The sequence below is a fragment of the Lactiplantibacillus sp. 30.2.29 genome, assembly GCF_018991255.1.
In the GTDB taxonomy this organism is placed as follows: Bacteria; Bacillota; Bacilli; order Lactobacillales; family Lactobacillaceae; genus Lactiplantibacillus; species Lactiplantibacillus pentosus.
The window spans coordinates 1-14,004 of sequence record NZ_JAGYGU010000033.1 but is presented as its reverse complement, the minus strand read 5'-3'; the positions used below and the strand labels follow the sequence as shown (position 1 = coordinate 14,004).

Here is a 14,004-nt window from a genome sequence, read left to right as displayed (position 1 = left end):
AAGTAGCAAATCATCAAACAACTTTTATGGAGGTCACTATGTCAACAGACGAATCTTATGCCAAACTAAAACTGTTTGCCCTGAATTCCAATTTACCGCTGGCTAAAAAAATTGCGCAGCGGGTGGGAATTCCACTCGGTAAAAGTTCTGTCAAGCGCTTTAGTGATGGTGAAATTCAGATTAATATCGAAGAAAGTATCCGTGGTGCGGAGGTCTTCGTTGTTCAGTCAATCTCAGAACCAGTCAATGATACGATTCTGGAATTGTTGATTATGATTGATGCCTTGCGTCGTGCGAGTGCCAGTCAAATTAATGTCGTCATTCCGTACTATGGGTATTCGCGTCAAGACCGCAAAGCCCGGTCGCGGGAACCGATTACTGCGAAGTTAATTGCGACGTTGTTGGAAAAGGACCGTGCCAGTCGGGTTATCACAGTCGACTTACACGCTGCACAAATTCAAGGCTTCTTCGATATTCCAGTTGATCATTTATACGCGGCACCGTTGCTGGCAAGCTACTTTAAGGACCGGGGGATCACGGATAATTTGGTCGTGGTTTCTCCGGACCATGCCGGTGTTTCCCGTGCGCGGAAGATGGCTGAACTGCTCGGTGCGCCGATTGCAATCATCGATAATCGGCATCCAGATGATGATGAAATCGTGCCAAACAGTATTATCGGTGATGTCAAAGGCCGCATTGCCATCGTGATCGATGACATGATTGATACTGGGACGCGGTTCGACGTTTCAGCGGATGCCTTATCGCAAGCCGGTGCAGCGACTGTCTATGGCTGTGCGACCCATGCGATCTTCTCACAAGATGCTGTACAGAAACTGCAGGCTTCTAAGCTAGAAAAGGTCATCGTCACGGATACAATTCAGATTCCAGAGTCGAAGCAGTTTGATAAGTTGGTTCAGTTATCTGTTGGTCCATTATTGGGTGATGCAATTAGATTGATTCATGAGCAACAACCGGTCGATCGTTTATTTGACCCACGCATTTAATCTTAAAATTCAACGAACGTTAACGTCTTGATACGTTAACGTTTTTTTATTGGCCATTAATGATCTGACTGGGGCGGTTGACTGAGGCAAATGATTGCTTGTGAGCATCAAAACTAACTTTATGTTTATCCACATAAACGCGGCGGTGTCAATTGTTAAGCTCACGTTGGCATTGACAACTATTTTTCAAAATAACCGGATTGTTTTGTAAAAAAGTGAGTGATTCTAGTTTGTATTTTCTCAAATTGTGCTACAATAAAATTATGATTTGTAAAAGCAAATTAAGATTTTATTAATCTTATGCTGTCAGGCGTTTTTGTTACGATAACATTTGAAATCTAAGGAGTGAATTAAATGTCACAAGCACATACAACGGGCAAGGTCCTAGCCGGTACGGTTGGTGCCGTTGGTTTATTGCTTGCTACAGGCCAAGCTGCCAATGCTGCTTCAGTCACCGTCAAGGCCAATGACACGGTGTGGAGCCTCGCTCAAAAGCACGGCGTTTCCGTGCAAAGTATTGAAAAATTGAATTCGATTACTCGGTCTGATTCCAACATTGATTTAATCTATGTGGGTCAGAATTTACAGATTAGTGGGTCAAAAGCGACAACTAAGTCAGCGACGACTAAAACCGCAACTAAGGGTACATATACCGTTAAAGCAGGTGATAGTCTCTGGGCGCTAGCTGACAAGTACAATACTTCCGTCCATGCCCTCCAACAATTGAATAACCTCTCTGGTAATTTAATTTTGGTTGGTCAGAAGCTACAAGTACCAGGAGCAACGACCAAGACGACCGCTAAAACTGCGACCTCTGCTGCAACGACGTCCACGACGACGGCCAGCAGCGCTGCTAGCTCAAGTTCAACAGCCAGCGCTGCTTCCAGTTCAGCTACCAGTGTCAGCAGCACGACAGTAAGTCAGGATACTGCCAGTGATGCTAGTTCGACTAGCGCAACGAGTGCATCAAGCTCATCGACGTCTACGACTGCCACGGCTACTTTAAAGGCGGTTGCGACAAGTGCCAGTGTTGACACTGACACGACCACTGCAACCAGTGCGAGTGCATCAAGTGCTGCTACTAGCTCATCAACAACTAGTCAGAGCACGTCTTCAAGCACTTCAGCTGCCAGCCAAAGCTCGTCAACTGCCAGCCAGAGTTCTTCATCAGCTGCTAGTTCAACTGCAAGTAGCCAAAGTGCAACGAGCTCGACCAGTAGTAGTAGTGCTGCTAGCTCAACAGCATACAATGCTGCAGCAATCATTAGCGCTGCCACTAGTTCAAGTACGACCAGTCAAGCAACTGCAAGTTCAACGACTAGTGCAGCTAGTGAAAGCTCATCAGCTGCCACTTCATCAAGCACTACGAGTCAGAGTAGCTCATCAGCTGCCACGAGTAGTGCAAGCAGTAGCACGGCAACTACGACCAACACCAGCAGTAGTACTTCAACCAGTACTTCAAGCGATTTAGCAACTGGTTCTGTGACTGGCTTGGCCTTGAAGCTAGCTAGTGCCAACATTCCTTATGTCTGGGGTGGCGCAAGTCTCTCAGGTATGGACTGCTCTGGGTTAGTTTCCTATGTTTACCAACACGCAGCTGGGATTACGTTGCCACATAGTACGGTTGCTCAAGAATCATACGTGACGACTCATTCCGTAGCCGATGCGCAACCTGGCGATATCCTCTTCTGGGGAAGCCGTGGTGCCACTTATCACGATGCCATCTATATTGGTAACAACCAATACGTGGCGGCGCCAACTGAAGGTGAAAACGTGCAAGTTCAAACGATCAGTTCGTACTTCATGCCAAGTTTCGCCGGAACGGTTAAATAAGTTATTAAATACGAATAATCCGGACACTTGGTTGACTGAGTGCTCCGGATTATTTTTTTGATTTCATGATTTAAACTTACTAACAATTGTGGTATATTAATCTTGTCGTTTTTTTAGGATTAAAAATTTGATGGATAAATTTGTTCTAAGGAAGTGTTATCAGTGAGTAATCGTTTTGAAATTCTTGAAGAATATCAAGAAGCTAATACGGAACTTGATCATTTAAAGGCGTTAGCTGCGCGGCAGCAGGATCGCTCACGGGTTGTCACGATTTACCCGCATTTAAAGGAACGTGTTGGTCACTTATCTCGCAAATGCGAACAGCTGGATATGCTACTAGAGGCAATTAACGCTTCTGAAGACTAAACTGAAATTTGGACTGGTTAAATGGGGTTGTCCCGTTAGCCAGTCTTTTTGAATGGTTTTAGCGAACCGATTCTGTTCTTAGACAATGATATCGCGACATCATTGTCTAAGGAGCAACGCCAATAATGCAGCGGATATCACAGGGTGGGAACGTATCATTTTGACATTTATTGTGGGCATCGAATTGTCATAAATTATGATTAAAGCGTGCCAATTGTTTGGATTGCTGTTCGTCAGCCGATGCGCGTCCAATTCCGACCTCCAGGGCTGGCTGACAATTGCTGGAGCGTAGCCGACGTCGATTTGAACTCACGCAGAAACCCACTGCGCAATTTCAAATACGAGTCTTATTCTAAGCCGGAAGAAAGACACTTCCGACTAAGAATAATTTGGCTACTGAGCATTGTCCGGCGGGCCGGCCAGTCGGGAAGCCGCTCGAATGGCGGATGAACGGCCACCTATCTGGGTACAATTGACCACTGAATATTTAAGTGTCTGTACGATCAGGCTAGCTTGTATTCGACATCGATGATGCTTTATGGCATCTGAGTACTGCGAAAATTTCCTGAATGTTATTCACTAATTTCAATGGCAACGAATCTTTAAATTAGTCGATAAAATTATCTCTGTTTATGATTTGAGACTTTGTTATCGCAGGCAATTAGCGAAAATACTGACAATGTTCAGTATAGCTGTTGTCTCCGGCAATCGAATACGAGTATGACAGCTTTCATCAGAAACTAGACTTACAGTTTAGTGCCAAAGTACTATTTACTAAGAATCAACGACCAATTCATTGAAAATTAAGTCCGCAAATGTCTGCCTTTCGAATACCTTCCAGCCGGCGTACGACGTCCCTCAAACAGCAGGTTTACGCTAACTCGCACTATTTCCAGCGGGTCTTAGCTGGCTGCTTTTGACTTTAAGGATTGGCACGTTTTAATCATAAGTCATGACAATTAAACCTGTACAACGTGGATAGATGCACAGGAATGAATATTAAACATGGTTCAAACAAAAGAACAGCCCCCAATTCAAGATCGAATTGGGGGCTGTTCTTTAAAAAATGCGTTTTAGCTAATGATGATCGTGAATACTCGTATCAATCCAGAACGGATAAGGGTGGGTCGAGAAATACAAATCATAGTTACGGTTGCCGATGATTTGTCCATCCATTTGGCCGATTTCGACGGAATTTACGCCTAAGTGCAAGTCGGCATTGCGGTAGTGGTGAACAAAGCGTGAATTTAAGTGGCGACCTCCTAAGAGTAGTAGCAGGAACAGCCAAACAATTGTCCACCAGTGTGGCTCCTCAACGACGATCAGCTCTAACTTGTCGTCGTGTAGATTCGCCTGGGGAAGGATTTTGACGCCACCACCGAAATAGGGGATATTGGACACGGTGCAGAGAAAAGCGTGTCGATAATAGTCACGCTTCCGATTGACGTGCACGGTGAGCGGGAAGCCCTCCTGTTGGGAGTAGACAGTCAACATATTGCTGAGATAGGACCAGCGTCCCAAACGGCCTTTCTGTTTACTACGGTTCGTATCGTCGACGATTTGCGCGTCGAAGCCCAGACCAACATTGTTTACAAAGTAGCGATGCTCATTTTTGAGCGTTTCATGATAGTAGCCGACATTTAATGTCCGTGGACGCATGTTATTGAGCACTTGTGCTAAGGCAATTTCAGGATCAGTGGCCATGCCCAGGCCCCGTGCAAAATCATTTCCAGAGCCACCTGGAATATAGGCGATTGGAATCGGGTCTTGTTGTGGGACTTGCATGATACCATTCAGTGCTTCGTTGAGGGTGCCATCGCCACCGACAACTAAAATGACCGGGGTGATGTTCGGTCGACGCTGAATCGTTTTGACGTATTCCGCTGCGAGTCGGATCGTATGGCCAGCATATTCAGAAATCCGGTATTCAAAATGAATTTGGCGTTGCTCCAGAATGGGTTTGATGGTTTCCCAAACTTGTTTTCCATGGCCGGAACCAGCGAGTTCATTAATAATAATGTAGTATTCAGCAATCAAAGTTACACCTCGTATCAGTCTTACACCATAAAAAGCCGGAACAGGATCGTTCCGGCAAGCAGTTAGTTCATAATCAACATCGGTAGAATCATTGGGTGACGTTCAGTCTTATCAAATAAGAAACTTTGTAAGTCATCAATAATGGCATTCCGGATAGTCGCTTCAGTCGCTTTATCCGACTTCATCTTCCGTCTAATCGTGCGGAAGACGTGCCGCCGAGCTTCGTTGATCAAATCACCAGATTCGCGCATATAAACGAACCCGCGTGATAGAATATCTGGACCAGCTTGGATCTCTTTCTTCTTTAAGTTAATCGTTGCAACGACCACAACCAGCCCTTCTTCAGAGAGGACTTGACGGTCACGTAAAACAACGTTGCCGATATCGCCAATCCCAGACCCGTCCACATAAACGTCACCAGCGCCAAAGTGACCCGCAACGCGTGCGGAGTCTTTGGTGAAGGCGAGCACGTCACCGTTTTCGAGAATGAAACTGTGATCCAGCGGGACACCGCACTGTTCGGCTAGTTCCGTGTGAATCTTCAGCATCCGGTATTCACCATGAATTGGCATGAAGAATTTAGGTTTCATCAACCGCAACATTAGTTTTTGTTCTTCTTGACCACCATGACCAGAGGTGTGAATATTATTCACTTTACCATGGATAACATTGGCCCCGGCTTCTTCAAGTTCGTTGATCACGTGGTTAACGCTGAGTGTGTTACCAGGAATTGGCGAACTGGAGAAGATAACGGTGTCACCAGGTTCGATTGAAATCTGCCGGTGGGTCCCGTTAGCAATCCGTGAGAGGGCAGCCATCGGTTCACCTTGAGAGCCAGTACACAAAATCATGACTTTATTGGCTGGCAGGGAACGCAAGTCGTTGGCATCGACCATCGCGTCATCCGGAATATCAAGATAGCCCAGCTCACGACCATTGACGATGGCGGCTTCCATACTACGCCCAAAGACTGCAATCTTACGGTGATGTTCTAGGGCAACTTGGGCTGCTTCCTGAATCCGTGAGATGTTAGAAGCAAAAGTGGCGAAAATAATGCGCCCTTCGACTTGTTCAAAAATGTGCCGAATAGATTGCGCCACCCAGCGTTCAGACTTCGTCCAGATTGGCCGTTCAGCGTTGGTACTGTCTGACATTAACGCCAGAACACCGCGTTCGCCAAGATGAGCCATCTTTTGAAGGTTCGGTGGCTGGTTGGTGATTGGTGTTAAGTCGAACTTGTAGTCACCAGTTTCCACAATCGTGCCAGGTGGGGTTTGAACTGCAATCCCCAAAGTATCCGGAATTGAGTGGGTGGTTCTGAAGAACGAGACCCGCGTCTTGCGGAATTTAAGCACCGTGTCCTCATTGATTTCATGGAGCTCCGTTGTCTTTAATAACCCGTGTTCCTCTAGTTTACCCTTGATTAAGGCCAAGGCTAGGGGGCCGGCATAGATTGGCACGTTGATCTGCTTTAATAGGAAGGGAATCCCACCAATGTGATCTTCATGACCGTGCGTAATCACTAAAGCTTTTATTTTTTGCTGATTTGCAACTAGATAAGAATAATCTGGAATGACGTAATCAATTCCGAGAAGTTCGTCTTCTGGGAATTTGATACCGGCATCGATCAGAATAATCTCGTCTTGAAATTGGATACCATAAGTATTTTTCCCAATTTCTCCTAAACCGCCGACTGCAAAAACAGCGGTTTCGTTATTTTTGACGTTTAAACGTTTCATTTATTGAACTCCGTTAGGTGATACTCTGGATTTTTTTGTTCGTAATCCAAGAAGTTACCTTCTAACGGTTCGATAAATTCGATATTGTGATCCGTATTATCTTCCACTAAGGTCCGCGCCTGAACATCGGTCTCAGCTTCGAGATACAAAGATTTGGTCGTTTCCCGTTGTGGGTTCCGTTCTTTGGTTTCTTGGTAGTAGACTTTGTAAATCATTCGTAAAACTCCTTAATATAAACAAGATTTATTCAGATGCGAAGTGATCTGAATAGATAGCAAAAATAAAAGTTTGATCCGTACACCAGGTTGTGTAAACACAACAATTATCTTACATTTTAGCATAATTTCAGATGGGTGTATACAATGTTAACTTTCTACAAAATTGAAGTGACAAAAAGAAAATTTTTTTATGAAACATGCTATGCTAAACATAAGCAAAAAGATTGAAAATTCCTAAAATTGTGAACGAATATACAAAAAAGAATCGAGGTGTCGGGATGCAAACGTGGCTAACAATTATTGGTGGCGTGCTGATTGCAGTGATTGTTTATGAAGTCTTGCGCCGCCAAGTCTTGAAACGTGCAGCTTTGAAAATCAGACGGGGTGGTCAACGCGTCGCGGATCAGGCCATGGCAGCGGCTTTTAAGGTGCTGGCAAATACGATGACTGTGCAGGAGGTGGCTGGTGCAATCCATTCGACACCGGTCGCAGATGTCTGGGGCCGGGGCGTGATGGCATTCGAGTACGTACTGGATGCACCAGGGATGGTTGCCGCCGATTTGCCAGAAGTTCGTCGGTTGTTTAACAATCAATTACAAGTTTATGCTAAGAACAATCAAGTGGTGGCGTTTCAAAATGCTGGGCCAGCGTTACGGGTTACTGATGCCTGGCTGCGTAGTGGTCAATTGCACTTGGACATTGCGTATTTAATGAATGAAGCGACATTAGAATATTTAGAGGATCTACGCCGATTAGATCCGAGTACAGCAAAAAAGCAGTCCTGATCACACTCAGGACTGCTTTTTTAACACACTCATTAAGAAATGAGTACTAAGTCATCGTCAGCTGCAAAGGGGTTTGCTTCATTGATGTGGTCGTAGAATAAAATCCCATGCAAATGGTCGATTTCGTGCTGGCAGACGATTGCCGGATAGTTCTTCAGGCGAATTTTCTTCTGCTCACCGGCCATATTATAGTAACGAAGTGTGATCCGGTCGTGGCGAATCACGTAGCCGGAGATATCCCGGTCAACGGATAAGCAGCCTTCACCCTCAGTTAACGCCCCGGGTTGAACTGAATGGCTAATGATGACAGGGTTGATGATGACGTCCTTGAAGACTGGTTCGTCATCTTCGTTTTCACTAGGAACAAGCACTGCCGCCATTTGTTCAGAGACGTCAACTTGCGGCGCAGCTAAACCAACACCGGCACGTAGACCATATTTTTTGACCAATTCAGGGTCTTGGCTGTTTTCTAAGTATTCCATCATGTCGCGCGCCAACTTTTGGTCAGCTTCACTTAATGGGAATTTAACGGGTTTTGCTTCCGCGCGTAACGTGTGATTACCTTCGCGGATAATGTCGCGCATTTTAATCAATTTCAATTACCTCCAAAATTAAGATCGCGCAATTTACACTTAGTATTTAGTTTAGCATACACGACAATTAAAAAGTAGCGTCACCTATGAAAAAAATGAAAACAAAAAAACTAACAAATTAAATAGTTCACAATCATCTTACAAAAAAAAGCCGGTTCCACGCTCTTTGGAAGGGCTTGCAAAAGATGAAATGCAATGGTAAATTAGACTTGTAATTATGAAAACGATTACGAACGCGGCATATCGTGCTCGTTCGTACGTTCATGAAAGGGATGTGTCATTTATGGACAACGAAAAACCAATTGTTGATTTTGGTGCGATCCGGGATGCACTTGGGAAAGACTTTGAACCCGTGCAGGTGATGGATGGTCAAGCTAAAGTAATCAAACCAGAAATTGTCTCTAAATATTCAAACGAGCAACTTGTTGAATTCTTTAAACTAATGTTATGGGAACGGACGTTACACCAACGTTCGAATGCTTTGACACGGCAAGGCCGGTTGGGTTTCTATGCACCAACGGAAGGTCAAGAAGCCAGTGAAATGGGTAGCAATTCTGCGATGAAGAAGACTGACGTGTTAATGCCAGCCTATCGTGATATCCCACAGTTGATTCAACACGGGCTCCCCGTATACAAAGCCTTCTTATGGTCACGGGGTCACGTACTTGGCAACGAATATCCAGAAGATTTCCATGCGATGCCACCACAGATCATCATTGGTGCTCAGTATGTTCAAGCTGCTGGGGTTGCGCTTGGTATCAAGAAGAATGGTACGGAAGACAAAGTTGCCTACACTTACACCGGTGATGGTGGGACGTCGCAAGGGGACTTCTATGAAGGCATGAACTTTGCCGGCGCCTTCCAAGCACCTGCAGTATTCATTGTTCAAAATAACGGTTACGCGATTTCAGTGCCACGTCGCAAACAAACTGCTGCCAAGACCTTGGCACAAAAAGCAGTTGCTGCGGGTATCCCGAGTGTTCAAGTTGATGGGATGGACTTCTTGGCAGTTTACGAAGTCACCAAAGCAGCACGTGAATACGCCGCTGCCGGTAATGGCCCAGTGATGATTGAAACCTTGACTTATCGTTTTGGACCACATACTAACGCGGGTGATGATCCTAAGCGTTACCGGACTAAGGACGAAGAACAACCATGGTTCGATAATGATCCATTGATTCGTTACCGCAAGTATCTGACTGATCAAGGTGTTTGGTCTGAAGATCAAGAAAACGAATACGTTGAACAAGTTAAAGAAGATATTAAAGCCGCTGTAAAACAAGCGGATGAAGCACCAAAGCAAAAAATGACCGAATTCTTGGGGAATGTCTTTGAAGAACAACCACAAAACATTCAACAACAAATTACGGAATTCCAAGCAAAGGAGTCGAAGTAACATGTCAAAGAAAACGTATATCCAAGCGATCACCGATGCACTTCGATTAGAACTCGGGTCGGACGAAAAGACCTTGGTTTTTGGTGAAGATGTTGGTAAAAACGGTGGGGTTTTCCGGGCAACCGATGGCCTCCAAGCCGAATTCGGCGAAGATCGGGTTTTCGATACTCCTTTAGCAGAATCTGGTATTGGCGGCTTATCAATTGGGCTAGCCTTAGAAGGATTCCGGCCAATTCCTGAAATTCAATTCCTTGGGTTCATTTTTGAAACCTTAGATTCAATTGCCGGCCAGATGTCACGGGAACGTTTCCGGACTGGCGGCACTCGGCACATGCCAATCACCATCCGTTCACCATATGGTGGTGGGACGCACACTCCAGAAATGCATGCGGATTCATTGGAAGGCTACCTGGCTCAAATCCCAGGATTACGGGTGGTCACACCATCTAATCCATATGATGCCAAGGGCTTATTGATTTCATCAATCCGTAACAATGACCCCGTCTTCTTCTTGGAAAACTTGAAGTTATACCGGTCAATGAAGGCGGATATTCCTGATGAAGCCTACACAGTACCGTTAGATAAAGCTAATGTTGTTCGTGAAGGAACGGACATTTCCTTAATTGCTTACAGTGCTCAAGTTAATCAATCACTCAAGGTTGCTGAAAAGCTTGAAAAAGAAGGCATTTCAGTTGAAGTGGTCGACTTACGGACTTTGTCTCCTTTAGATGAAGAAACAATTCTAAAATCCGTTCAAAAGACGGGTCGCGCTGTTGCTATTCAAGAAGCACAGCGTCAAGCTGGGATCGCAGCCAACGTTGCTTCGCTGATTGCTGAAAAGGGCGCCTTATACTTGAGTGCGCCAGTCGGCCGTGTTTACGCTCCTGATACGGTTTATCCATTCGGGTTAGCTGAAGACGATTGGCTACCTGCTGAAGACGAAATTGAAGCAAAGACCCGCGAAATCTTGAACTACTAAGCAAGACGCGACATCGAAAAACAGTCACCTGAGACTGTCAGGAAAGGAAGTTATCCAATGGCTTACGAGTTTAAATTACCAGAGCTTGGTGAAGGCCTTGAAGAAGGCGAAATTGCATCATGGCTCGTAAAACCTGGTGATGAAGTCAAAGAAGACGATTCTCTAGTTGAAATTCAAAATGATAAATCAGTGGAGGAATTACCTTCTCCAGTGAGTGGTAAAGTGATCGATATTTTAGTTCCAGAAGGTGAAACTGCCAAGATTGGTGACGTTATCGTAACAATCGATGACGGTTCTGGCGATGCGGCACCCGCTGCTAAAGCGGATGAACCAGCAGCGGCTGAAGCTGCCCCTACTGCAGACACTAGTTCGGCCCCTGCTGAATCAGCAGCACCAGCGCAACCAACTGGCACCCCGGCTGCTGGAGATCCTAACAAACGGGTCTTGGCAATGCCATCTGTTCGTCAATATGCGCGTGATAAAGATATTGATATTACCTTGGTGACCCCAACTGGTGCTCACGGTCAAATCACGAAGCAAGATATTGATAATTACACTGGCGCACCAACGGCTACTGGTGCTAAGCCAGCAGCGGCTCCTGCCGAAACTGCACCCGCAGAATCAGCAGCACCAGCACCAACGCCTGTTAAACCGTACGTTTCAGATACACCAGAATTAGAAACTCGCGAAAAGATGACCCCAATTCGGAAAGCAATTTCTAAAGCGATGGTCAACAGTAAGCATACGGCGCCACATGTTACCTTATTTGATGAAGTCGAAGTGAGTGCCTTGATGGCTCATCGGAAGAAGTACAAGCAAATTGCGTTAGATCGCGATATTCATTTGACCTTCTTGCCATACTTCGTTAAAGCCTTAGTTGCAGTGCTACAACAATTCCCAGAATTAAATGCATCAATTGACGATGCTAATAAGGAAATCGTTTACAAGCACTACTTCAACATTGGGATTGCGACCGACACCGACCGTGGCTTGTTAGTACCAAATATCAAGCATGCTGAAGGCAAAGGACTCTTTGCAATTGCCAAGGAAATTACCGACAATACGCAAAAAGCATACGACGGTAAGTTGAAGGCCAACGAAATGAGCGGTGGTTCGATTACGATCAGTAATATTGGGTCAATTGGTGGCGGCTGGTTCACGCCAGTTATCAACCAGCCAGAAGTTGCGATCCTCGGGGTCGGCCGGATTGGTAAAGAACCATACGTCAATGACGACGGTGAAATCGTGGTTGGTAAGATGCAGAAGTTGTCACTCAGTTTTGATCACCGTTTGATCGATGGGGCGACTGCACAACGGGCCATGAACTTATTGAAACAATTGCTACATGATCCAGAATTACTTTTGATGGAAGGATGAGGTCAGAATGGTTGTAGGAGATTTTGCTGAAGAACGCGATACAATGATCATCGGCGCAGGCCCTGGGGGTTACGTCGCTGCGATTCGGGCCGCGGAACTCGGCCAAAAAGTCACCGTGGTTGAAAAGGAATATATCGGTGGTGTCTGCCTTAACGTTGGCTGTATTCCATCAAAGGCTTTGATCAGCGCTGGACATCGGTTCCAAGAAGCTAAGGATAGCAAGATTTTTGGAATCAAGAACATCCAAGACCCAATCTTGGACTTCAAGGTCACTCAGGATTGGAAGGACCATCAAGTGGTGGACCGTCTAACCGGTGGGGTCGAAATGTTGCTTAAAAAGCACAAAGTAGAAGTTGTCCGTGGTGAAGCTTACATGCACGATAACCATACGTTGCGGGTCATGAATGGTGACCATACTGGACAAACGTACAAGTTTAAACATTTGATTATTGCAACGGGTTCACGCCCAGTTGAAATTCCTGGGTTTAAATTCAGTGGTCGAGTAGTCGATTCTACTGGCGGTTTGAACTTACCAGAAGTACCAAAAGAATTAGTTGTTATCGGTGGGGGTTACATTGGCTCTGAATTAGCCGGTGCTTATGCCAACCTTGGTGCCCATGTGACGATTCTTGAAGGTACCCCACAAATCTTGCCAAACTTCGAAAAGGATATGGTCAAGCTTGTCTTGAATAGCTTTAAGAAGAAAGGGGTCGACGTCATCACTAATGCGATGGCTAAGAACTCTGAACAAGATGATAGCGGTGTAACGGTGACGTACGCTGTCGACGGTAAGGAAACTGAGATTCACGCTGATTACGTGATGGTTACCGTTGGTCGGCGGCCAAATACCGATGACATGGGCTTGGAATACACGGATGTTAAGCTCACAAAACGGGGCTTGATCGAAGTCGACGAACAAGGCCGGACTGCTGCTGAAGACATTTATGCCGTTGGTGACATCGTTGCTGGTGCTGCCTTAGCACACAAGGCCTTTGCAGAAGCAAAAGTCGCTGCCGGTGCCATTAGCGGCAAGAAGACAGCCAATGACTACGTTTCGATTCCAGCGGTCTGCTTTACAGATCCTGAATTGGCAACGGTCGGAATGACGAAGGCGGATGCTGAAGCAGCTGGCTTACAAGTCAAAACATCGAAATTCCCATTTGCTGGGAATGGTCGGGCCATCTCATTGAACTCGATGGACGGGTTCTTCCGCTTGGTAAGTACCAAGGATGAAGGAACCATCGTCGGCGCTCAAATTGCCGGTCCTGGTGCAAGTGACTTGATTTCTGAACTGAGTGTTGCGGTCAATGGTGGTATGAACGTTGAAGACCTTGCTTTGACGATTCATCCACACCCAACCTTAGGTGAAGTTGTTCAAGAAGCCGCGGATGAAGCGATGGGTTACCCAACGCATATCTAAATAATGACTGAAAGTTTGAGGTGCAAGCCTCAAACTTTTGTTTTACATAGCATTAGTCGCGGCTGAACACTATCGTCAGAACAACCTGGCAGGTGTTGCAGACTGAATCGTGATAAAATGGGAGATCCATCAACCGGATGACCCATACATGAACAGTGAATAATTCGATTAAGCTCGTATGACGTTGGCCAATTTGGTGTGAATGATGATTCAAACGTGCCAATTGTTTGGCTTACTGTTCGTAATCCGATGCGCGT

General features: G+C 45.6%; 12 protein-coding genes. 8 read left to right on the top strand and 4 right to left on the bottom strand.

Annotated elements, in window-relative coordinates; genetic code table 11:
* Positions 1–38 precede the first annotated feature (38 nt).
* The 3 genes from KGF65_RS14165 to KGF65_RS14155 all read left to right on the top strand — a co-directional run bounded on the left by KGF65_RS14165 (position 39) and on the right by KGF65_RS14155 (position 3,203).
* A complete protein-coding gene (locus tag KGF65_RS14165) occupies positions 39–1,004 on the top strand; it encodes a ribose-phosphate diphosphokinase (RefSeq protein WP_088771100.1) in 966 nt (321 codons plus the stop codon).
* Positions 1,005–1,358: 354 nt separating this feature from the next.
* The gene (locus KGF65_RS14160; protein WP_216748514.1) at positions 1,359–2,837 is read left to right on the top strand and encodes a C40 family peptidase; all 1,479 of its coding nucleotides are present in this window, start codon (positions 1,359–1,361) and stop codon (positions 2,835–2,837) included.
* Positions 2,838–2,999: 162 nt separating this feature from the next.
* Positions 3,000–3,203, top strand: coding sequence for a hypothetical protein (locus tag KGF65_RS14155; RefSeq protein ID WP_003639051.1), 204 nt, complete (start codon positions 3,000–3,002; stop codon positions 3,201–3,203).
* Positions 3,204–4,280: 1,077 nt separating this feature from the next.
* Here KGF65_RS14155 and KGF65_RS14150 read toward each other — a convergent pair.
* The 3 genes from KGF65_RS14150 to KGF65_RS14140 all read right to left on the bottom strand — a co-directional run bounded on the left by KGF65_RS14150 (position 4,281) and on the right by KGF65_RS14140 (position 7,194).
* Positions 4,281–5,240 carry a diacylglycerol kinase family protein gene (locus KGF65_RS14150; RefSeq protein ID WP_216748513.1) on the bottom strand — a complete coding sequence of 320 codons (960 nt, stop codon included), beginning with the start codon at positions 5,238–5,240 and terminating at the stop codon, positions 4,281–4,283.
* Between the two features lie 62 nt (positions 5,241–5,302).
* Entirely contained in the window at positions 5,303–6,979 is a 1,677-nt protein-coding gene (locus KGF65_RS14145) for a ribonuclease J (RefSeq protein ID WP_021337999.1), read from the bottom strand.
* Entirely contained in the window at positions 6,976–7,194 is a 219-nt protein-coding gene (locus KGF65_RS14140; RefSeq protein ID WP_216748512.1) for a DNA-directed RNA polymerase subunit epsilon, read from the bottom strand. The genes KGF65_RS14145 and KGF65_RS14140 overlap by 4 nt, the downstream gene beginning before the upstream one ends.
* A 281-nt stretch (positions 7,195–7,475) precedes the next feature.
* On the opposite strand from KGF65_RS14140, the gene KGF65_RS14135 reads away from it, so the two are divergent.
* Positions 7,476–7,982 (top strand): hypothetical protein, encoded by a 507-nt coding sequence (locus KGF65_RS14135; RefSeq protein ID WP_088771102.1) that lies wholly within the window; start codon positions 7,476–7,478, stop codon positions 7,980–7,982.
* Positions 7,983–8,014: 32 nt separating this feature from the next.
* Here KGF65_RS14135 and def read toward each other — a convergent pair whose 3' ends face one another.
* The gene (gene def, locus KGF65_RS14130) at positions 8,015–8,575 is read right to left on the bottom strand and encodes a peptide deformylase (protein ID WP_101873299.1); all 561 of its coding nucleotides are present in this window, start codon (positions 8,573–8,575) and stop codon (positions 8,015–8,017) included.
* Between the two features lie 283 nt (positions 8,576–8,858).
* Between def and pdhA the strand changes: the two genes are divergently transcribed.
* The 4 genes from pdhA to lpdA are packed head-to-tail and all read left to right on the top strand — an operon-like array spanning position 8,859 to position 13,747.
* Positions 8,859–9,971: a pyruvate dehydrogenase (acetyl-transferring) E1 component subunit alpha gene (pdhA, locus tag KGF65_RS14125; RefSeq protein ID WP_050338421.1), complete on the top strand. Its 1,113-nt coding sequence runs from the start codon at positions 8,859–8,861 to the stop codon at positions 9,969–9,971.
* 1 nt (position 9,972) lies between these two features.
* On the top strand, positions 9,973–10,950 hold the full coding sequence (locus KGF65_RS14120) for an alpha-ketoacid dehydrogenase subunit beta (RefSeq protein WP_003639044.1): 978 nt from the start codon (positions 9,973–9,975) through the stop codon (positions 10,948–10,950).
* Between the two features lie 57 nt (positions 10,951–11,007).
* Positions 11,008–12,327, top strand: coding sequence for a 2-oxo acid dehydrogenase subunit E2 (locus KGF65_RS14115; RefSeq protein WP_101873301.1), 1,320 nt, complete (start codon positions 11,008–11,010; stop codon positions 12,325–12,327).
* A 7-nt stretch (positions 12,328–12,334) separates the two neighbouring features.
* Positions 12,335–13,747, top strand: a complete 1,413-nt coding sequence (lpdA, locus tag KGF65_RS14110; RefSeq protein ID WP_101873302.1) for a dihydrolipoyl dehydrogenase — start codon at positions 12,335–12,337, stop codon at positions 13,745–13,747.
* The last annotated feature ends 257 nt before the right edge of the window (positions 13,748–14,004 follow it).